Origin of the sequence: Dysgonomonas gadei ATCC BAA-286 (assembly GCF_000213555.1) — a bacterium.
Taxonomy (GTDB): domain Bacteria; phylum Bacteroidota; class Bacteroidia; order Bacteroidales; family Dysgonomonadaceae; genus Dysgonomonas; species Dysgonomonas gadei.
This window is the reverse complement of sequence record NZ_GL891996.1, coordinates 1-21,633: the sequence shown is the minus strand read 5'-3', so window position 1 is coordinate 21,633 and position 21,633 is coordinate 1. Positions and strand designations below refer to the sequence as shown.

Below are 21,633 nucleotides of genomic sequence, written 5' to 3'. Positions count from 1 at the left end.
ACCTGCATCGAAAACAGATGGAGATATTGAGCCAAAAGAAGATAAAGAATAAATAATATACGATAATCAACAGATTATGGCAGAACAGATTATATTTTACATTATAGCGACAATCATTGTGTTTTCCACCATCATGGCGGTTACGACACAGAAGATTATCCGCTCGGCGACATTCCTGTTATTTGTCCTTTTGGGGACGGCAGGTTTGTATTTACTTCTCGATTACCATTTCCTGATGGCAGTACAGATTGCAGTCTATGCAGGAGGGGTGATGGTACTATTTATCTTTGCTATCCTGCTCACCCATGAACCGGGTGTGGATGTAAGATTCGAAAAACCGGGCAGGATGTTTGTCGCAGCTGTTACGGCTTTGGCCGGACTTGGTATTTGTGGTCACATTATATTCTACAATGTGAATAAATTCTATACTTATGTTACGCAGAGCGAATTGCAGATGCAGGATATAGGTATGGCGATGATGGGTACGGATAAATACCAATACTTATTGCCGTTCGAGGCTATAAGCGTGTTATTGTTAGCTTGTATTATTGGTGGTATAATGATTGCCAGAAAAAGATAAATAGACATTATGGGTGATTTTATAACAAGTTTTCTATCAGGACCGGTGCCTATCGAGGCATATCTGGCGGTAAGTACGATTATGTTCTTTGCCGGAGTATATGGTTTCCTTTCGCGTAAAAACATGTTGATGGTTCTGGTTTCTGTAGAGTTGATGCTCAATGCCGCCGACCTTAATTTTGTTGTATTTAATCGTTATCTATATCCGGGACAGCTCGAAGGGTTTTTCTTTACCCTGTTTGCTATAGGTATAGCTGCGGCAGAAACAGCCATCGCCATCGCCATCATCATCAATATATACCGCCATGTGAAGAGTATATATATAGATGAGAATATTACTAAAATGAAAAACTAAGCAAGGAAAAGATATAAAATATGGACGCATTTAATTATTCTATACTGATACTTGTACTTCCTGTCGTAATGTTCCTCATTTTGGGGCTGGGCGGAAAATATATGAAGCCTGTAATTGCCGGAACACTGGGAAGCCTTTCCCTTGCTGTAATGACGGTGTTGGCTTATACCACAGCTTATCAGTATTTCTTCGAAGTTGGAAAAGGTGCTGATGGCGTTTATCAGGCTATAAATGTATTCCACTTCCAGTGGTTAAGATTTACGGATACCTTACATATCGACTTAGGAATGTACCTCGATCCTATTTCGGTGATGATGCTCGTAGTGATTACTACCGTATCTCTGATGGTACATGTTTATAGCTTAGGCTATATGAAGGGTGAAAAAGGATTTCAACGTTATTACGCTTTTCTATCCCTGTTTAGTTTCGCAATGCTCGGGCTTGTTGTGGCAACCAATATATTCCAGATGTATATCTTCTGGGAACTAGTGGGGGTATCTTCATTCCTGCTCATCAGTTTCTATTATGTAAAACCGTCGGCAGTAGCTGCTTCAAAGAAAGCATTTATTGTTACTCGTTTTGCCGACTTCTTCTTCCTTGTAGGTATTCTGTTACTATCATATTTCACAGGTACATTCGACTTTGCCACATTGACTGCATCGAATGCAGATATCTGTGTGTCGTCTACAGCCGGGATGTCATTCCTTGGTATGTCTGTTCTATCGTGGGCAATGCTTCTGATATTTGTGGGAGGTGCCGGAAAATCGGCGATGATGCCGTTTCACATTTGGTTGCCCGATGCGATGGAAGGCCCGACCCCTGCGTCTGCCCTTATCCATGCGGCAACGATGGTGGTAGCCGGAGTGTTCCTTGTAGCGCGCTTATTCCCTATATATCACTTCGGAGCGCCTGAAATTTTGACTGTTATAGCGTGGGTAGGAGCGATCACGGCATTGTTTGCTGCGGTAGTGGCATGTACCCAAACCGATATTAAACGTGTACTGGCATTCTCAACTATATCTCAGATTGCATTCATGCTTACCTCTTTAGGGGTTTCCAAATTTGGAGAACATGAAGGACTGGGTTATATGGCAGGTATGTTCCATTTGTTTACGCATGCATTCTTCAAAGCTCTGTTGTTCCTTGGAGCAGGAGCTATTATCCATGCGGTACACAGTAATGAGATGGGAGATATGGGCGGTCTGAAAAAATATATGCCGATTACGTGTATTACATTTGCAATCGCATTGTTTGCAATTGCCGGCGTACCGTTCTTCTCCGGATTCTATAGTAAGGATGAAATACTGGCTTCGGCTTTCGAACATAACAAAGCAATATACTTTATATTGAGTTTTGCTGCGGGATTGACGGCATTCTACATGACACGTCTTTTCCTACGCATCTTCTTCTACGAAAGTGATAAGCACTATCATCACAAGCCTCACGAAGCAGGCCCTATGATGTTTATACCTCTTATTATATTAGCCATATTTGCATTTGGTGCAGGGTATATTCCATTCGGACACTTTGTAACATCTGACGGTGCACCATATGATATTCATATCAATTGGCAGGTAGCGATAACAAGTATCATTATCTCATTTATTGGAATGGGTATTGCGGTGCGGATGTATTATAAGAAAAATGATATACCTGATAGAATTACAGCAAGTATCAGCACATTCTACAAATGGGCGTACAATAAGTTCTATTTCGACGAATTGTGGCTATATGTAACGCGTAATATTATCTTCAAACGTATCTCTGCAACGATAGCATGGTTCGATAAGAAGTTTGTAGACGGCTTTATGGATTCACTGGCTTATGTAACACAGGCAGCGTCCAGCACAATCAAAGACTTCCAGTCGGGATATATCCAACAATATGCATTTGCATATCTGCTGGGAGCGTTGATACTTGTAGTCGGTTTTGGCGGATGGTTAATTGCTTTTATTTGTAAATAAGATATAGTTAAAAATATAAGAATATGAATATTCTTTCATTATTTGTTCTGGTTCCTGTTGTGATGTTGCTTGCGTTTATACCTTGCCGCAACATCAAACAAGTACGCACCGTGGGAGTAGTAGGTGCAGTTATAGAAGTTATTTTAGCTTTGGTTCTCCTGTTTATGTTCTATCAGGAACGTGCAGCAGGAAATGCAGCAGAAATGCTGTTCACATTCGATGCAGTTTGGTTTCAGGCAGCAAGCATGAATATACATTATGCTATAGGGGTTGATGGTATTTCTGTGCTGATGATACTGCTTACCGCTGTCATTATATTTACGGGGACTTTTGCTTCATGGAATATGAACCCGTTGCCAAAAGACTTCTTTATGTGGCTGACTCTCTTGTCTATCGGTGTATATGGCTTCTTCATCTCTTTGGATATGTTTACCATGTTCTTCTTCTACGAGATAGCCCTGATACCGATGTACTTGTTGATCGGACTTTGGGGTACGGGGCGTAAAGAATATTCGGCAATGAAACTTACCCTCATGTTGATGGGAGGTTCGGCATTCCTCTTCGTAGGTATTCTGGGTATATACTTCCATTCTTCCATTACAGGAGATTATACATTCAATATACTGGAAATAGCTGCTAATAATTCGATTCCTGTTTCAGTCCAATATTGGGCATTCCCTCTTACATTCTTAGGTTTTGGAGTTCTTGGGGCTTTGTTTCCATTCCATACGTGGTCGCCTGATGGTCACGCATCTGCACCGACAGCTGTATCTATGCTTCATGCAGGAGTATTGATGAAGCTGGGAGGATACGGTTGTTTCCGTATCGCTATGCGTCTGATGCCGGAAGCTGCTGACGAACTATCTTGGATATTCATTATACTTACAGGTATCAGTGTTATCTACGGAGCATTAGGAGCTATTGCTCAAACAGACTTGAAATATATCAATGCTTATTCTTCAGTGAGCCACTGTGGATTGGTATTGTTTGCTATATTGATGATGAACCAGACCGCCATGACGGGTGCTGTGATGCAGATGCTTTCACATGGTCTGATGACAGCTCTTTTCTTTGCCCTGATTGGTATGATATACGGACGTACACATACTCGCGATATACGCCAGATGGGAGGGCTGATGAAGATTATGCCATTCCTGAGCGTATGTTATGTGATTGCCGGTTTGGCATCTTTGGGACTACCGGGATTGAGTGGTTTCGTTGCTGAGATGACAATTTTTGTAGGTGCATTTGAGCACAACGATTTGTTCCATCGAATCTTTACCATTGCAGCAATATCTTCAATTGTGGTAACAGCTGTTTATATTCTGAAAGTGGTTGGTAAAATATTATATGGTCCGGTTCAGGATCCGCATCATTTAGAATTGACTGATGCTGTATGGCATGAAAAAATAGCAACAGTAGGATTGATAATCTGTGTTGCAGGTATGGGATTGTTCCCAGGATGGATTTCCGATTTGATTACTTCAAGTCTGGGATATATAAAATAAGTAAGAAATAGATTGTAAACATTGAAATTATAAGATATAAAAATGGATTTGAGTAATTATTTGTTGATGAAGCACGAGCTATCACTGATAGTGGTATTTCTCTTACTTATTATTTATGATTTGTTTGCTTCGGACAACGCAAAGAAATATTTCTTCCCCGTGGCCTGTACTTTGTTTCTGGCACATACCGTCCTATGTTTCTTTTTTAAAGATAGTGGAGCATCCTTTGCAGGCATGTATGTTACCGGTCCGGCTTATCTTACAATAAAGAATATACTGAATATAGGTGTATTCCTCATTTTCTTACAAGCAAATTCATGGCTCAACAGACCTGATTCGATAATCAAGCGTGGAGAATTCTTCATGCTGACTATACTTACCCTGATCGGTATGAATCTCATGATTTCTTCAGGAAACTTCCTGTTGTTCTATATTGGCCTCGAAACAGCATCCTTGCCTATCGCGGCTTTGGTTGCGTTTGATAAATACAGACAAGAATCGGCAGAAGCCGGAGCCAAATATATATTTAATGCTATCTTCTCATCAGGTATGATGGTTTTCGGGTTATCATTCTTATATGGAGCCTGCGGAACGCTATATTATGCAGATATCGCAACAAATATATATTCTACGCCGATGGTAATAATGGCAATGGTATTTATTCTGGCTGGAATATTCTTTAAAATATCTCTTGTTCCGTTCCATCTTTGGGCACCGGACACATATCAGGGCGCGCCTACCAATGTGACCCTTTATTTATCTACCATATCGAAGGGGGCCGCAGTGTTTGCTCTGATGACTATCCTGTTCAAAGTGTTTCCAGTACTTGCAGACGTTTGGCAAAACATAATATGGATCATAATCCTGCTTACTATTACAATTGGTAACCTGTTTGCTCTTCGTCAGAAGAATATGAAACGCTTCCTGGCATTCTCTTCCATATCGCAGGCCGGTTATATCATGTTAAGTGTATTTACGGGAACAGCCGAAGGTATGGCTGCAACAATGTTCTACATCTTTGTGTATGTATTCTCCAATCTGGCAGCTTTCGGAGTTATTTCTGCGATAGAGGATAAGACAGGTAAAGTGAGTATGAATGACTACAACGGATTATATTATACCAATCCAAAACTGGCGTTGGCTATGATGATTGCCATGTTCTCGTTGGGAGGTATTCCTCCGACAGCTGGTTTCTTCAGTAAGTTGTTCGTATTTATGACAGCTATGCAGCAGGGACATGTGTTACTTGTTTTCCTTGCATTCCTGAATACAGTTATATCGCTATATTACTATTTACTGGTAGTAAAAGCAATGTTTATCAATAAGAACAATTCTCCTATTGAGGCTGTTAATACAGACGGATATTTAAAGATATCATTGGTCGTATCGATGGCCGGAATATTTGTAATCGGTATGGTAAGCTGTTTCTATCAATATATAGATAAAGTTAGTTTTGGCATATATTAAATATTATTAATTTATAAATAAAATTCGACAGAAGACTGTATCTTTGGGCTTCTGTCGAATTTTGTACAATAAAAACATATAAGAAAGAGAGTGTTTAATGATATGATATTCAGTCTAACTGATTGTCGTATTTTAAGTTAACGAAATAATAAATAGGTCTGAGACCTTACAACAAATATCATTTATGAATTTATTTGTTTTACTTCAGGCGGCTACCCCCGTTGTAGAAATGGCGGAGCAAACAGCCCAGGTTGCTCCCGAAGAGAGTTATTTAAGCCTTGTGATGAAAGGTGGATGGATACTATTGCCCATCTTTCTTTTGTCGCTTTTAGCTATATATGTCATTATAAATAAGTGGCTGGTAGTAAATCGTCTTGGTAAAAAAGATTCGGTCTGGCTATCCCGGGTTGTGGAGTTGATACACGAAGGAAAAGTCGATAAAGCTTTGAAATTTTGCGTAGAACGTCCTTATGCTTCAGCTAAAGTGATTGCCGCCGGACTTAAAGACTTTGATCGTGATGATAAAGAAATACAAGAGTCGATGGAAGTCGAAGCCCGCCAGCAAATAAGTATATTGGAAAACCAGATGAACTGGCTTGGAATCACAGCTTCTATTGCACCTATGCTCGGGTTTCTGGGTACAATTTTCGGGGTTATAAAGATCTTCTATGATATAGCAAAGACAAACGATCTCGCTATAGATACGATTTCTACGGGACTTTATCAGAAAATGATATGTTCCGGAGCCGGGTTGCTCGTAGGGATTATAGCATATGCGGGTTATTATGTACTGAACGGACGTATCGACAAAGTGGTAGTCAACATCGATAAAGAATCTAACGAAGTATTGAAGGCAATCAGAGCTTATAAAAGAGGTAGTGTTGAGGCCTGATTTTATAAAGCTTATTCTTAAAAAAGAGAGAAAACATGAAAATAGAACGGAGAAAATCAAGGGCTGCGGAGGTTTATACCTCTTCGTTGAACGATATAATGTTCTTCCTGTTGTTGTTTTTTCTTATAATATCCACTATGGTTACTCCGGCGGCTATCAGAGTGCTTTTGCCGAATGCCGCAACTTCGGAGCAGGTTGTAACCAAGAAGAATATTAACTTGATAATAACTCAGGATTTGAGATATTATGTTAATGATAAGGAAGTTACGAAAGAGGAGATTGAGCCGGCCTTGATGGCAGCTATTACAAAGGAAAAAGAAAAGAACAATAATGTCGAAGTAAATGTTCTATTACAAGCAGATAAGTCATTGAGTCTGCAGAACGTTGTTGATGTGATTGATATCGGGAATAAATTGCAAGTGAAAATGGTGCTGTTTACCCAAAAACCTGAATAATTAATTTCTAAAAAAAAGACAAAATCATAAGTTTCACTATTACTAAAAAAAGATAATAATAGATGAAATTTATACTAGATGATGCAACATTTCTACAAAAAATGCATCTCTAAAATGAAGCTTGACCAATATGAATGAACTGCAAATTATAGCAGGCTGTAAGGAACAAAAGCGTGAAGCTCAAAAAATGCTATACGAGGTGTATGCCCGTAAGATGTATAGTATTTGCTTACGCTATAGTTCTGATCAAGACGCTGCTCAGGATTTATTGCAGGACGGATTCATGAAAGTATTTGCCAATATTGATTCATTTCAAGACAGAGGCTCTTTCGAAGGTTGGCTCAAGCGCATATTTATAAACCTTGCTTTAGAAAACTTAAGAAAGAAAAAATCAATAATTCAGACTTCCGATGATGTTCAGAATCTTCCCGATGTAGTGGACGATTCTACTGAAGACGAGCAAATGTATAAAATATCGGAGGGTGAATTACTGAAAATGGTACAAGACCTGCCGCGTGGTTATTCTACAGTTTTCAACTTGTATGCGATAGAAGATTATTCACACAAGGAAATAGCAGAAATGATGGGTATTAGTGAAGGTACTTCACGTTCTCAATATGTAAGAGCCCGAAATATCTTACAGGAGAGGGTGAAACAATATATTAAAGAGAGATCATAACAAGATGATAGAAGATAAAGACAAAATAAAGGATCTATTCTCCTCAAAGTTAGGAAACTTTGAGCCGGAAGTGCCTGCATCCATTTGGGGTGGGCTGGATCAGCTTTTGTCTAATCAGCCTGTACAAGCGCCTGATGCATCATCTTCATCTTCATCTGCAAATTCTTCGACAGCCAATGCAGCTTCTTCGACCTCAAAAGCATCTACTATAAAGACCATCGCTATTGCTGTAGGTGTAGCAGCAGCAATTGCAATTGGTATATTATCTATTCCAACAGATGATAAACCAATAATGGAAGATGCTAATGTTGTTGAAACAGAAGGAGTTAAGACTCCTGTTGAAACGCAGGATGTGGATACTGTGATTGAGGTTCCAAAAGTTGTGCCGCCACTACTGGCCAAGGCACGGGCTATAGTTGAACCGGTAGAAGCTGTAGCAACAACGGAACCTGAACCAGAACCAGAAGTGGTATCTGAACCTTTAGTGAAAGAAGAAGTTAAGGAAGAGAAAAAAGAAGTAAAAGCTGCGCCAATGTTGGCACAAACGAGAGTTATATTGCCGGAAGCGGAATCACCGTCGAAAGGACTCTCTCTTGGAATTACTGTTGATGCAGGGTTGTTTGCTGACAATGTAAATGAAAGAGGCGGGGATATCCTGTTCTCTCGTAAGGTAAGATCTTCGACTTTCAGGTCAGCTCTGAATAAGGAAAATAGTGAGTTTGAACTTGAACATAAGCAGCCTATTTCGTTTGGAGTAACAATCAGCAAACAGATAGCACCAAAATTATCATTCGAAACGGGGTTGGTTTATACACACTTGTCATCGAAGATAAAATCAAGTAGCGTGTTCAATATAAGTGAATCGCAGTATTTTAACTATCTGGGTATACCATTATCTCTGAATTATACGTTCTTTGAATTAGGTAAGACTAAATTCTATTTTGCACTGGGTGGAATGGTACAGAAAGATATAAATGGAAGATATGTAAGCAATATGGGCTTCTCCATGCTGGATATTGAAGATAAAGATCTTGCAGGACATGTCTTTTATTCTGAGCCATATTATATAAGAGAGTCTGTGAAACAATCAAATCCTCAGTTCTCGGTAAGATCATCTCTGGGTATTTCCTACCCTTTGTATAAAAAAATGTATCTTTATGGGACGATAGGAGGGGCATATTACTTCGATGCCAGAAATAAGTACAGAACTATATATTCTGACAGAAAGACCCAGTTAGACCTGAATCTGGGAATTAAATTTGATTTTTAAAAAAAAATAATACAATTAAAAAATAAACATGAAAAAAACATCTTTACTGAAAATTTTTTGTAGTGTGTTCTCCGTGGTGTTGCTGATGTCATCATGCTTGGGAGATGGAGACAGTTCCTTTACTATTGAGAAGGATTTCGCTTATATTACGAAGGACGATTATGGACGGAAATTTGCCGTTACATCAAACGGATATATAATGCATGATAATATTACTAATTTAACTGAAGTAAATAAATGCTATTTTATAGGTTATAAGATATCATCTTCTTCGGCACAAGGATATTATGATGCAGAGTATGTGAATATACTGAATAATGGAAATGCTATAGCTCAGGAATCTTTGAGATTAAATAAACCGTATGAAAATAGTAACTTAGTTAGCAGAAACGATACCATTGTTCCTACAAGTGTAAGTATTGCAGCATGGTCTCCGGCAAATACCATTGGAGATAACTGGCTGATCGGCTACAGCCTGACTAAGAAAGAAAGAGATGAAGTTAAAGCTTTCTTTTATTATGATGCAACTAACCAGAAAGATTCGGAAGGTGAAATTGATCCGACTAAAGATAATAAAATTATTATTGACGTAAGATTCGGTATAACAGATAAAGGAACAGGTGATAATAATATAACCGATTCTTTTTCTGCCATAGGGAATTTGTCTTACCTCAGAAGTAGCTTTTCACCAAACTTTAGCGGTGTGACTACCGACTATGTAAATGTACCGGTAAAATTCAGATACCAGAAGTATACTTCTTCGGGGCAACCGGCAGAAGTGGTTTATATTGGTAACTGGCAGTTATCGGGTAGTAATGCATACTACATTCAGTTCAAAAAATAATATATAATCAAGAATAGCAATAAGAGACGTAGCCCGTGGACTACGTCTCTTTTATGTATAAAGAAATGTTGGAAAAAGATATCTTAACCATAATAACAGATCATTTGCCGCAGATAATAGCTTCGGCGATTATAATTTTATTAACTCCTTCTTCAAAATATATAGTAGGTAAAATAATAAGAAAATACGGTTCTCTTACTTTGAAGTCAGAACCCCGGACATTGCATATTATACAAGTAATAAATATACTTATCAACTTCACTTGTTTGGTTACTCTTGCTATTATCTGGGGTGTACAGCCACAGAATATGCTCGTGGCCCTGTCCTCTATATTTGCAGTGATAGGTGTTGCCATGTTTGCTCAATGGTCTATCCTAAGTAATATCACAGCCGGAATTATAATATTTTTTACTACGCCATTCAAGATTGGGGACGAGATCCATATTCTGGATAAAGATACTCCTATAGATGCCATAATAGAGAATATTCTGACATTTCATACCCACCTCAGGACTAAAGATAATGAGCTTATAATCATACCAAACTCACTCTTTTTGCAAAAAATAGTTTCTGTTGGAAAAATGGAAAGATAAAATGTAGCAGAATATGTTAAGTGGATTTTTTTCCTATATTTGTGATATTATAAACGAAATAGATAGTTGGATATGTCAGTGAACAAAGTAATATTGATAGGGAATGTAGGGAAAGATCCTGATGTGAAATATTTTGATAATGGGAGCGTAGTTGCTAATTTTACATTGGCCACTACCGAGAGAGGATACACTGCTGCTAACGGGACGCAGATCCCCGACCGTACCGAATGGCATAATATAGTTTGCTGGAGAGGTTTGGCTAAAGTAGCAGAACAGTTTGTGAAAAAAGGGACTCAGGTGTATGTTGAAGGTAAAATACGATCACGCACATATGACGATGCCAATGGAATGAAACGGTATGTAAATGAGATATATGCAGATAATCTCGAGCTACTGGGCAGCCGTAGGAGAGAAGGAGGCGAGGGTACTGAAAATATGCCGTATTCCCAGCCTGCAAACGAATCTTATCAATCACCAAATTCATATAATTCTACGAATAATATATCAGAGGAGGATGATTTGCCATTTTAGAGAAGATCATGATCTCATAGAATGAGATTTATCGAATATATTAGACAGGTTAATACAAATAGGAGACTGTTTGCTTTAATCTGTTTTTATTTTAGGGCAAAGACTATTTTTACATAGCGCATATATGGGGAAGCAAGCAACGTTATTCTTAATCATCTGTTGTATATTCATTTCTTGCAACGAATATACGCCGAAGCCTGTGGGGTATCCGCGAATAGATAAGGTGGAGTCCGGAGTGGTTAGATTCGAACATGCTGCATTCTCTTTCCGGTATCCGGCAAATGCCCGTATAGAAGAAGTGAGGAAAAACGATGAATCCGGCTTTTGGTTTAATATCTCTTATCCTGAATATGATGCGATTCTATACTGTACATATTTTCCGGTCGATAAGAGAAAACTTTCCGGTGCATTGGAGGATAGCTATCAGTTGGCATATAGCCAGGCATTGAAGGCGAATGGTATACAACAATCCCTCTTTACAGACTCATTGCACCATACATCGGGAATAATTTATGATGTAAAAGGCTCGGTAGCAAGTCCGATCCAATTTTATCTGACTGATAATGCCTCTAATTTTCTGAGAGGCTCATTATATTTCAATCAACAGGTCAATGCCGACTCTATTGCCCCGGTAGTAGGATTTCTGCGGGAAGATATTGTCGCCCTGATAGAATCTCTCGAATGGAAGAACACAAGAGTAACGCCATGAAGATTCCCCAAGTGCTGATATATACATGTCTGCTTACTCTCGGGATTTCTTTATTTATATACCTCGACATTGAGAATACAAGCCTTTTGTACGACGATGTATATTCCATTTTCATGGTGAAGGCATCATATACTGATATTATAAATATAACGGCATCAGATGTACACCCTCCGTTATATTACTGGTGTTTAAAATTTTTCACTTCTTTTTTCGGAGATTCTCTCTTCTCTTTCAGAGTATTCTCTACACTAGGCATTATTGCGGTTCTTCTCTTAGGCTGTTTTCCTATACGGCGTTTATTCGGGGATAAAACGGCTATTTTCTTTATGCTGCTGATTATTATATTTCCGGTTACCCAGTATCTGGCAACGGAAATAAGGATGTATTCGTGGACAATGTTTTTTGTCTTGGCTTGTGCATTATCTGCTTATCACGCTTTCGACAAAGGGGAGAAGAAGTATTGGACGCTGTTTCTTGTAACAGGCCTTTGCGCAGCATATCTCCACAACTATGGACTATTAAGCGTTTTTGGCATATATATACTGTTTTTCTTCTTCCTGATACGGACAAAAAAGAAATTGACTTATCTGATTCTTTGTGGAGTAGCCTTTTTTATAGCCTATCTTCCTTGGCTTATTCAGTTGTGGGAACAAGTTGATAATGTTTCATCTGATTACTGGATAAAGCCGCTGACCCTGAACGATATATTCCTGCATATTTACTATTTCTATTCACCAAAGGAAATCTGGCTGCCATTTACTAATTTTACAAAAGGGCAAATGATGACCGGATTAATAATTCTGATGGCGATACAGTTGATCTTAACAATCAAAGTGTTACTGTCCGGTAATACGAAGAAAGATAGAATGTCATTGCTCACTATCTTCTCCTTTATTACATTTCTTATACCTATAGCGATAGGATTTATTATCTCCGTTGCATACCTGCCCATATTGGTGACACGTTATATGACCTGTTCATTTGGCCTTTTCGTTTTAAGTCTTGCTTTTGTCTTGGCAAAGGCTATGGAGTTTCCTGTATGCAAGCGACTCTCATCTGTTTTCCTACTTCTTCTGTTTTTTACCGGGGGAGTAAGGCTCTATTCCGGTGTGGATTATTATAACCGTACCGAATCGGCGTATCAGGAAATCCGACAATTTGTAAAGGATGGCGGTCAGGAAAAAAAATCTCTTGTTGTTAATGATTTTTCCTATCATGTTATGCCCCGATTGCAGATGATAGCTCCGGATAATGAATGTTTTGTCTTATTGACAGGTGAGGGGAAAGAGGATTTTCATCCATTCCGCTTTCAAAAAATAAGACCGGAAGACTTTGTTACAGAAGAATTTATTCTTGTGCATCAGGATAGAGAAGCCATACAGGACGATTTCAGGCAATACAGACAATCGTTAGATAATCGTTATGCCGTTATTGACAGTTTGCATGCTACAGATATCCGCTTGTATCATATGAAAAAGGTAACACCATAGAATGCCATAATGTTGGGAAACATTTATCTATGTAATTAGAGCCAATAGCCTTTAGCTGATAGTTCTTTGAAGTGTTGGGATAAGTAGTAAGTTTTAAGTATTAAGTTGAAAGTTATATAAGATACGAGTAGACAAGACACAAGATACGAGTTATTAACTGATATTTGTTGACTATTAACTGAAAAAATGTTACTTTTTATATCGTAGATATTCATAAAAATTAAATGGCAAATGAAGCAAAGCATAGATTAAACATTTTTTCATACCTTTGTCCCCTGAAAAATAGAGATATTAACATGGCAGATACCAAGGCGCAGTTTGAGCAGGTGATTGCGATATGTCGCAACCTTTTTGCTAAAAAGCTGAAAGATTATGGAGCATCGTGGCGAATCCTTCGCCCTCAGTCGGTTACAGACCAGATTCTTATCAAGGCGAAACGTATAAGGAGCATTGAAGAAAAAGGTGTAAGCCTTATAGATGAAGGTATCGCTCCTGAGTTTATTGGTATTGTAAACTATGGTATTATAGGGCTTATTCAACTCGAACTCGGATTCTCAGACAGTGTGGATTTGAACGAAGAACAGGTTCTGGCGTTATATGATAAGCATATGACGCAGACCAAAGAGTTGATGTATGCAAAGAACCATGATTATGACGAGGCCTGGCGGGCTATGCGCATCAGCTCATACACTGATCTTATTCTGACGAAAATATACAGGACAAAGCAAATAGAAGAGAATAAAGGTCAGACTATTGTATCGGAAGGTGTCGATGCCAACTATATGGATATGATTAATTATTCGTTGTTCGGGCTTATTAAACTTGAATTTCCCGATAACGAAAACTAACTGCTAATGAGTAAGAAGGATATTGGGATAAAGATATTAACAGAGGTTTCCAGAGTTATTCTTGGTGTAACCTTTATTTTTTCCGGATTTGTAAAAGCTGTAGATCCCTATGGAACGGCATATAAGATAGACGACTATTTTGCAGCGTTTAATCTTACCTCTCTTACTTTCTTTTCCTTTCCTCTTTCGGCCTTACAGAGTATAGTCGAATTTGCAATGGGAGCTTGCATGTTGTTTGGGCTTTACCGCCGTTGGAATTCCCGGCTTACATTAGTGGTTATGGTTTTTATGACCATCCTTACGCTTTATCTGGCCATTGCCGACCCTGTGGAAGATTGCGGTTGTTTCGGAGACGCACTGGTTATTACCAACTGGCAAACGTTTTATAAGAATATAGTATTACTGATATGTTCCATTATTGTATTCAGATATTGTGAACGGATTAGTAATTTCTTTACAGGTAAAACTTATTGGCTGGCATTTCTGTATATACTTATTTTTATTAGTTTATTCACATTCCGTAATTATATATATGAGCCGTTATTTGATTTCCGCCCATACAAAATAGGGGCATCCATACCCGAACAGATAGGGGTGGAAGAAGGTAAGGGCCGTGAAGAGGTATCTATGCTGGTCTATGCCAAAGACGGAGTGGAAAAAGAATTTACAGAGGAGAATTATCCATGGGAAGACAGTACCTGGGTCTTTGTTAGGATGGAAACCAAAGTGTTGAAAGAAGGTGTGACATCGAAGATAAAGGACTTCGTGATAACAGAGCTCTTCTTTGATGCAAAGAAATCTGAAGTTATAGCCCAGACCGATATTACAACTGATATTTTGTCCGACAGTGGCTATGTATTCCTAATGTTGTCGCCGTCTCTTGAAGATATGAGTACATGGTATCTCAGCAACTTTGAGGATGTAAACAATTATGCAGATTACGGAGGATACAAGTTCTATTGCGTAACATCGTCCACTACTGATGAAATACTGCGTTGGTCGAAAGAAAACGTTATAAACTTCAAATTCTGTACGATGGACGAACGGGCAATAAAGACCATTGTGCGTTCCAATCCGGGGATGATATTGCTGAAAGACGGAGTGGTAATCAATAAATGGGCAAATGTAGAAGTCCCTGCAGAAGAGGATCTGGTTAAGCCTTTGGAAGAATTATCTTATGGTCAGTTGATAGATACGGAAAGACAGGATAAAAAAAATCTTTTTTATTTAAGTGTGGCTTTCGTATTTCCTTTGCTCGGTCTTAAAGGTCTGGATTTTCTGTTTTTCAGACGGAGAAAGAAAAAGGAGGAAGCGCAGGAGGAACCCGAAGAATAAATTGAGTATAATTATATAAATAAAACGCTTTAATTATGAGAAAGAACATTGTTGCAGGAAACTGGAAAATGAATAAGAACCTACAGGAAGGAGTAGCTTTTGCTAAAGACCTGGAAGCTGCGTTGGCAGGTAAGACATTGAAATGTGATGTAATTATAGGAACACCGTTTATTCATCTTGCCAGTGTTGCATCATCTACTAAATTGGGAGTTGCCGCACAAAACTGTGCAGATAAAGCTTCAGGTGCTTATACCGGGGAAGTATCGGCTGCCATGGTAGCGTCTACAGGTGCCAAATATGTTATTCTTGGACACTCTGAACGCCGTACATATTACGGAGAAACAGATGCTATCCTGAAAGAAAAAGTATTGCTAGCTTTGGCAAATGGCCTTAACCCTATTTTCTGTATAGGTGAGACTAAAGATGAAAGAGAGAAAAATGTACATTTCGATGTAGTTAAAAAACAAACTGTAGATGCGTTATTCGAACTTTCAGCCGCAGATTTCTCTAAAATCGTTATAGCTTACGAACCGGTTTGGGCTATTGGTACAGGCCTTACAGCTACATCAGCTCAGGCTCAGGAAATGCATGCTTACATCCGTCAGATTATCGCAGATAAGTATGGTAAAGAAGTAGCAGATAACACTTCTATCCTTTATGGAGGTAGCGCAAATGGCGGTAATGCAAAAGAATTGTTCGCTTGTCCGGATATCGACGGCGGACTTATCGGTGGTGCTTCTCTCGATGTAGAGAAATTTATCCCTGTTATTGAAGGATTCTAATCCGGCACTATAAATTGCAGGGCTGGAGACAGCTCCTGCAATTGCTTTTAAATAAAAGGACTTCCGTAGCCGAATATAATTATTATACTTGGACGAACGGTAAACAGGTCAATGACCTCAAATAAATCAGTATGAAAAAAAGTATTTATATCTTTCTTGTTCTGTGCCTGTTTTCAGGTTTTGCGTTAGCACAGGATGATAATAAAACGATTATAGATGAACTGAATTCATCTAAATGGGGACAAGGAAATATCAAAGTGATGCAGGACGAAGCTGTACAGAATATACTGGGGGTTCGCCAGATTGCTGTTATAGATACTACAAAAACAGTGGGTGTCATCGACCCTACGGCCAATTTCACAAAAGTAAGGGGCTTTAAGATTCAGGTTTTTTCGGGCAATAATCAACAACGTTCGAAAAGAGAAGCCGAATCGAAACAAGCACAAGTTAAATCTGCTTTCCCTGAGCTGGAGACAGTCGTAAGCTTTCAGTCTCCATTTTGGCGTTTGCGCGTCGGTAATTTTACAAGCAGGGCAGATGCTGATGGTGTGCTTAAAGAGATGAAAAAAACATTCCCGGCCTTCGGGCGGGAGATGTATGTTGTACCCGATGTTGTGAAAAAGCCGGTACAATAAATTATAAATTTAAATCAGACGATAAAAATCTTCACAATGCAAGAAGAACAAAATATAGAACTGCTGGCAAAGCATTACAAAGAAATCATAAGCCTGTTGGGTGAAAATGCCGATAGAGAGGGGCTGCTAAGTACCCCGGTAAGAGTTGCAAAGGCCATGCAGTTTTTGACTAAGGGTTATCACGAAGACCCTGAAGAAATCTTGAGAAAAGCCTTCTTTAAAGAGGACTACAGGCAAATGGTAATAGTTAAAGATATAGACTTTTATTCCATGTGCGAACATCATATGTTGCCCTTTTGGGGAAAAGCGCATGTAGCTTATATTCCGAATGGCTATATCACGGGACTGAGCAAAATTGCCCGTGTCGTGGATGTCTTTGCCCGACGCTTGCAAGTGCAGGAACGCATGACTCTCCAGATAAAGGAGTGTATTCAGAAAACGCTTAACCCGCTCGGGGTCATGGTGGTGATAGAGGCTCAGCATATGTGTATGCAAATGCGGGGCGTGGAGAAGCAGAATTCGACAACCACAACTTCCGACTTCACCGGAGTATTTAATCAGGCAAAGACCCGCGAAGAGTTTATCAATCTTATCCGATAAAATCAGATGAACAAAAGATAAATCAATACGAGGTTTTCCGGTAAAAGGAGTAACCTCGTTTTTAATTTAGAGATAAAGATATGTACCTATACAATATTCATACACATAAAGCAGGTCCGGAAGAGATGAACGGATATAAGGTACAGTATATACTGAACACTTCACCCGGAGATTTTGAAGATGGGATTTTGGCGCCTGATAATATCCGGTTCTCATGCGGTGTACATCCCTGGGATGCAGAGAATGCCGGGGGACAATTGACACGATTAAATGAAGTTGTACGGAATAAGTCGATTCTTGCTATTGGAGAAGCTGGGCTGGATAAATTGAAAGGACCTGATATGAAAATCCAGGAGAATGTGTTCAGGCAGCAAATCGAGCTAGCGATGAGCGTAAATAAGCCATTGATAATTCACTGTGTAAAAGCCTGGGATCTATTGATGGCTTTGCACAAAGAATATAAGTCAGATATTCCTTGGATAATTCATGGGTATAGAGGTAATGCAGATCAAACGAAACAGCTTGTTCGATTTGGTTTTAAATTCTCTGTGGGAGAGTTCTTTAACGAAGATGCAATACGACATATTCCGATCGATTCTCTTTTTTGTGAAACGGATATTTCCGAAATTTCTATTTGTAAGGTGTATGAGAGTATTTCGTTGGTTTTGGGGCTTTTATTTAATCAATTTGTTGAAATTGTTGCGGATAATATGAGTATTATCTCTAAATAATTGACAAAATTATATTGTGTATTATTAAATTCATTATTTTTACAGATTCAAAGATTACAGATTGAGATGATAGACGTAAATGCTCATATTCTATTGATTTATACCGGAGGAACAATCGGGATGGTCGAAAATCCGGTTACAGGTTCTCTTGAACCATTCGATTTTGCTCATTTAAATAGTCATTTACCCGAATTGCAGCGTTTCCGTTTTCATGTAGACCATATAGTATTCGATCCGGTTATCGATTCATCGGAAATCACACCGGAGCATTGGAAGAAAATAGTGCGAACGATTGAGTATAATTATCATAAATATGATGGTTTCGTAATCTTGCATGGCACCGACACTATGGCTTATACAGCATCTGCGTTGAGTTTTATGATTGAAAACCTGCAAAAGCCCGTGGTTCTCACAGGCGCGCAGCTACCAATTGGCAAGCTGAGGACTGATGCTAAAGAAAATCTTATTACAGCTCTTGAGATAGCGGCAGACAAAGATGTTCTGGGTAACCCTATCGTTCCCGAAGTGTGTATCTTTTTCCAAAATGATCTGTTGAGAGGCAACCGGACTACCAAGGTAAATGCAGATAATTTCAATGCATTCAAATCCTACAATTATCCGAATCTTGGAAAGTCGGGAATACAGATCCGGTATGACAAAAAGGTTATCCATCAGCCTGATTATGATAAGAAGACAATATTTCATTATCAGCTGGATACTCGTATTGCAACCTTAAAGTTGTTTCCGGGGATTAACAGGCAAACAGTAGAGACAATATTGGGTTTGAAAAATATTAAAGCCATTATTCTCGAAACTTACGGTTCGGGAAATGCCCCTTTATCTCCGTGGTTTATCCGTCTCGTACGCGAAACTGTAAAAAAAGGCGTTGTAATAGTAAACATCACTCAATGTAATACAGGTATGGTTGATATGCATCGCTACGAAACAGGACGAGAATTGCTTAAAGCCGGAGTAGTAAGTGGATTTGATGCTACATTCGAAACCGCTATAGCAAAACTCATGTTTCTGGTTGGACACAAATATGTAAAAGAAGATATTCAGATCAGGATGAGGGTACCATTGATTGGAGAGATAACGCGTGTTGAAGATAGAATGAATGAAACAATATGAAAATCTGCAGTTATTAGCAGAGAAGGCAGAATCCTCATTTCTACTATATTATAAGAAGAATAAGAAACGTTTAATGAAGATGGACACAATTGTTCAGCAATTGCATGAAGATGTATCTGCTGAAATAGATTGTCTGTCATGTGCCAACTGTTGCAGGACTCTAGGGCCTGCTATCTATGATAAGGATATAGAACGTATGGCCAAAGCCTTGCGGATAAAACCGGCCGAAGTCGTATCTAAGTACCTGAAAATGGATGAAGATGGAGATTATGTCTTCCGGTCTATGCCTTGTCCATTTCTTTTGTCGGACAATTATTGTTCAATATACGAAGCTCGTCCTAAGGCCTGTAGAGAATATCCACATACAGACAGGAAGAGATTTGAACAAATATACAAGCTAACTGTTAAAAATTCAGCTACTTGTCCGATAGCATATGAAGTGCTGTGCCGGCTTATTAATAAATAATAAATACATTTTATGAAGAGTTTGTGTCTCTTATTTATGTTCTCGCTTTTGGCGCAGACATCACTTTTTTCCCAGGAAACTTTATTACAGGATACTATTAAGGTTGCAAAGCATAAGAAAGATAGTACAACAAGTGTTGGTACATTTATTTCTCACCAGACAGACGCCATTATAGGTTCAGTATTTGGGCCATCAAAACAATTGAGTAATGCAGATAGTATAATAAATAGGTTTGATGCAAACCCATCTTTTGGAATATACAAAGACAACTATTTTATAGTGGGAACTCAGATGCTTAGTAAGCCAACGAAATACAATTCGGATGCAAAATTTCAAATAAGTGTTATGCATAGGATTACCAATAGTACTTTGCCGTTCAAAACATATGCTTTTCTGACCTACACTCAGAAAGCCTTTTGGGATGTTTTTCAGGATTCGTTTCCTTTTCGGGATCTGAATTATAATCCGACATTGGGGGTGGGGAAAGCCTTGGTGCGCGATAATAGGTTTTTAGGAACGCTGACTTTTCAGTTCGAACATGAATCGAACGGGAAGGATGGAGAAGATTCCCGTAGTTGGAATAAAGTATCCTTTGGAACTTATTTTACGTTAGATGACCACTTAACTTTACAGACAAAAGCCTGGATACCGATTGTTGATGGAACGAATAATAAGGATATTGTAAAGTACTCAGGCTGGGGACTCATGGCCATGGAATATTCAAGCCCTAAGAAAAAATACAACATAGGATGTGTTGTGACAAAAAGAGGGGGAGTAAATCTGAATGCGAATATAGAACTGAATTTTTCGATACGTTTATTTAGTGATGATAATCAATATCTCTTCCTTCAATACTATAATGGTTATGGTGAATCTATGTTGGATTACAATCATCATAGGCAACGCATAAGATTGGGATTTGTTATTAAACCGACTTTTATTACGATGTATTGAAAAAAAATATGTTTTGCAACATATTAATTAATAGCATATTGTGTTTTTGTTTGTTTTTTATTAAAAATTTATTGCCAAAATATTTGGAATGATACTAAAACTTTACATATCTTTGCACCCGCTTTACCACTAAAGGGCACGTTTAAAGAAGGGTGTTTGCGTAGGGCGGAAGAGCGATCTTTGAAGGAACTGAAATAACAACATTATAGAGTGTAGTACACAATTTGGGTTTTTATTAAATTAAATATCCGGAAAAAGCTAGAGATAGTTAAAAAAGGTGCTACCGTCAATTACTATTACCCAATAGTAAAAAAGAAAGCTTGAACAGGATCAAAAGGTTTAAAAAAAGAATATACAAAGAAGAGTTTGATCCTGGCTCAGGATGAACGCTAGCGATAGGCCTAACACATGCAAGTCGAGGGGCAGCATAGGGTAGCAATACTTTGATGGCGACCGGCGCACGGGTGAGTAACGCGTATGCAACCTACCTATAACAGGGGAATAACCCGGAGAAATTCGGACTAATACCGCATAAAACAGGGGCTCCGCATGGAGATATTTGTTAAAGATTTATCGGTTATAGATGGGCATGCGTTCCATTAGCCAGTTGGTGAGGTAACGGCTCACCAAAGCAACGATGGATAGGGGAACTGAGAGGTTTGTCCCCCACACTGGAACTGAGACACGGACCAGACTCCTACGGGAGGCAGCAGTGAGGAATATTGGTCAATGGGCGAGAGCCTGAACCAGCCAAATCGCGTGAAGGAAGACTGCCTTATGGGTTGTAAACTTCTTTTATACAGGAATAAAAAGAG

General features: G+C 38.8%; 23 protein-coding genes and 1 rRNA gene. All 24 read left to right on the top strand.

From position 1 onward, the window contains the following. Positions 1-76: 76 nt before the first annotated feature. Entirely contained in the window at positions 77-580 is a 504-nt protein-coding gene (locus tag HMPREF9455_RS20340; RefSeq protein WP_006801650.1) for an NADH-quinone oxidoreductase subunit J family protein, read from the top strand. Positions 581-589: 9 nt separating this feature from the next. Further along, a complete protein-coding gene (nuoK, locus tag HMPREF9455_RS20335; RefSeq protein WP_006801649.1) occupies positions 590-934 on the top strand; it encodes an NADH-quinone oxidoreductase subunit NuoK in 345 nt (114 codons plus the stop codon). 20 nt (positions 935-954) lie between these two features. Beyond that, positions 955-2,898 carry an NADH-quinone oxidoreductase subunit L gene (gene nuoL / locus HMPREF9455_RS20330; protein WP_006801648.1) on the top strand — a complete coding sequence of 648 codons (1,944 nt, stop codon included), beginning with the start codon at positions 955-957 and terminating at the stop codon, positions 2,896-2,898. A 23-nt stretch (positions 2,899-2,921) separates the two neighbouring features. Further along, a complete protein-coding gene (locus tag HMPREF9455_RS20325; RefSeq protein WP_006801647.1) occupies positions 2,922-4,406 on the top strand; it encodes a complex I subunit 4 family protein in 1,485 nt (494 codons plus the stop codon). A 42-nt stretch (positions 4,407-4,448) separates the two neighbouring features. Further along, positions 4,449-5,873 (top strand): NADH-quinone oxidoreductase subunit N, encoded by a 1,425-nt coding sequence (locus HMPREF9455_RS20320; RefSeq protein ID WP_006801646.1) that lies wholly within the window; start codon positions 4,449-4,451, stop codon positions 5,871-5,873. Positions 5,874-6,057: 184 nt separating this feature from the next. Next, positions 6,058-6,765 carry a MotA/TolQ/ExbB proton channel family protein gene (locus tag HMPREF9455_RS20315; RefSeq protein ID WP_006801645.1) on the top strand — a complete coding sequence of 236 codons (708 nt, stop codon included), beginning with the start codon at positions 6,058-6,060 and terminating at the stop codon, positions 6,763-6,765. A gap of 35 nt (positions 6,766-6,800) precedes the next feature. Then, the gene (locus HMPREF9455_RS20310) at positions 6,801-7,220 is read left to right on the top strand and encodes an ExbD/TolR family protein (protein WP_006801644.1); all 420 of its coding nucleotides are present in this window, start codon (positions 6,801-6,803) and stop codon (positions 7,218-7,220) included. 130 nt (positions 7,221-7,350) lie between these two features. After that, on the top strand, positions 7,351-7,899 hold the full coding sequence (locus tag HMPREF9455_RS20305; RefSeq protein WP_006801643.1) for an RNA polymerase sigma factor: 549 nt from the start codon (positions 7,351-7,353) through the stop codon (positions 7,897-7,899). Positions 7,900-7,903: 4 nt separating this feature from the next. Beyond that, positions 7,904-9,169 (top strand): porin family protein, encoded by a 1,266-nt coding sequence (locus tag HMPREF9455_RS20300; RefSeq protein WP_006801642.1) that lies wholly within the window; start codon positions 7,904-7,906, stop codon positions 9,167-9,169. 28 nt (positions 9,170-9,197) lie between these two features. Further along, on the top strand, positions 9,198-10,013 hold the full coding sequence (locus HMPREF9455_RS20295) for a hypothetical protein (protein WP_006801641.1): 816 nt from the start codon (positions 9,198-9,200) through the stop codon (positions 10,011-10,013). A 65-nt stretch (positions 10,014-10,078) separates the two neighbouring features. Beyond that, the gene (locus HMPREF9455_RS20290) at positions 10,079-10,606 is read left to right on the top strand and encodes a mechanosensitive ion channel domain-containing protein (RefSeq protein WP_044216938.1); all 528 of its coding nucleotides are present in this window, start codon (positions 10,079-10,081) and stop codon (positions 10,604-10,606) included. A 72-nt stretch (positions 10,607-10,678) separates the two neighbouring features. After that, complete coding sequence (locus HMPREF9455_RS20285) at positions 10,679-11,137, top strand: single-stranded DNA-binding protein (RefSeq protein WP_006801639.1); 459 nt, start codon at positions 10,679-10,681, stop codon at positions 11,135-11,137. 124 nt (positions 11,138-11,261) lie between these two features. Further along, a complete protein-coding gene (gene gldD, locus HMPREF9455_RS20280) occupies positions 11,262-11,846 on the top strand; it encodes a gliding motility lipoprotein GldD (RefSeq protein ID WP_006801638.1) in 585 nt (194 codons plus the stop codon). Then, a complete protein-coding gene (locus HMPREF9455_RS20275; RefSeq protein ID WP_245532215.1) occupies positions 11,819-13,336 on the top strand; it encodes a glycosyltransferase family 39 protein in 1,518 nt (505 codons plus the stop codon). The genes gldD and HMPREF9455_RS20275 overlap by 28 nt, the downstream gene beginning before the upstream one ends. A 296-nt stretch (positions 13,337-13,632) precedes the next feature. Further along, positions 13,633-14,184 carry a DUF1599 domain-containing protein gene (locus HMPREF9455_RS20270; RefSeq protein WP_044216929.1) on the top strand — a complete coding sequence of 184 codons (552 nt, stop codon included), beginning with the start codon at positions 13,633-13,635 and terminating at the stop codon, positions 14,182-14,184. A gap of 6 nt (positions 14,185-14,190) precedes the next feature. Next, positions 14,191-15,519, top strand: coding sequence for a BT_3928 family protein (locus HMPREF9455_RS20265; protein ID WP_006801635.1), 1,329 nt, complete (start codon positions 14,191-14,193; stop codon positions 15,517-15,519). A 35-nt stretch (positions 15,520-15,554) separates the two neighbouring features. After that, positions 15,555-16,301: a triose-phosphate isomerase gene (tpiA, locus tag HMPREF9455_RS20260; protein ID WP_006801634.1), complete on the top strand. Its 747-nt coding sequence runs from the start codon at positions 15,555-15,557 to the stop codon at positions 16,299-16,301. A gap of 131 nt (positions 16,302-16,432) precedes the next feature. Then, the gene (locus tag HMPREF9455_RS20255; protein ID WP_006801633.1) at positions 16,433-16,936 is read left to right on the top strand and encodes an SPOR domain-containing protein; all 504 of its coding nucleotides are present in this window, start codon (positions 16,433-16,435) and stop codon (positions 16,934-16,936) included. Between the two features lie 36 nt (positions 16,937-16,972). Next, entirely contained in the window at positions 16,973-17,536 is a 564-nt protein-coding gene (folE, locus tag HMPREF9455_RS20250) for a GTP cyclohydrolase I FolE (protein ID WP_006801632.1), read from the top strand. 80 nt (positions 17,537-17,616) lie between these two features. Continuing rightward, on the top strand, positions 17,617-18,267 hold the full coding sequence (locus HMPREF9455_RS20245; protein ID WP_006801631.1) for a TatD family hydrolase: 651 nt from the start codon (positions 17,617-17,619) through the stop codon (positions 18,265-18,267). A gap of 66 nt (positions 18,268-18,333) precedes the next feature. Then, on the top strand, positions 18,334-19,398 hold the full coding sequence (locus HMPREF9455_RS20240) for an asparaginase (protein ID WP_006801630.1): 1,065 nt from the start codon (positions 18,334-18,336) through the stop codon (positions 19,396-19,398). Beyond that, the gene (locus HMPREF9455_RS20235; protein WP_044216926.1) at positions 19,385-19,864 is read left to right on the top strand and encodes a YkgJ family cysteine cluster protein; all 480 of its coding nucleotides are present in this window, start codon (positions 19,385-19,387) and stop codon (positions 19,862-19,864) included. The genes HMPREF9455_RS20240 and HMPREF9455_RS20235 overlap by 14 nt, the downstream gene beginning before the upstream one ends. Positions 19,865-19,876: 12 nt before the next feature. Continuing rightward, positions 19,877-20,818 (top strand): phospholipase A, encoded by a 942-nt coding sequence (locus HMPREF9455_RS20230; protein ID WP_006801628.1) that lies wholly within the window; start codon positions 19,877-19,879, stop codon positions 20,816-20,818. A gap of 354 nt (positions 20,819-21,172) precedes the next feature. Continuing rightward, positions 21,173-21,633: ribosomal RNA gene (locus HMPREF9455_RS20225) — 16S ribosomal RNA — on the top strand; the annotation flags it as partial.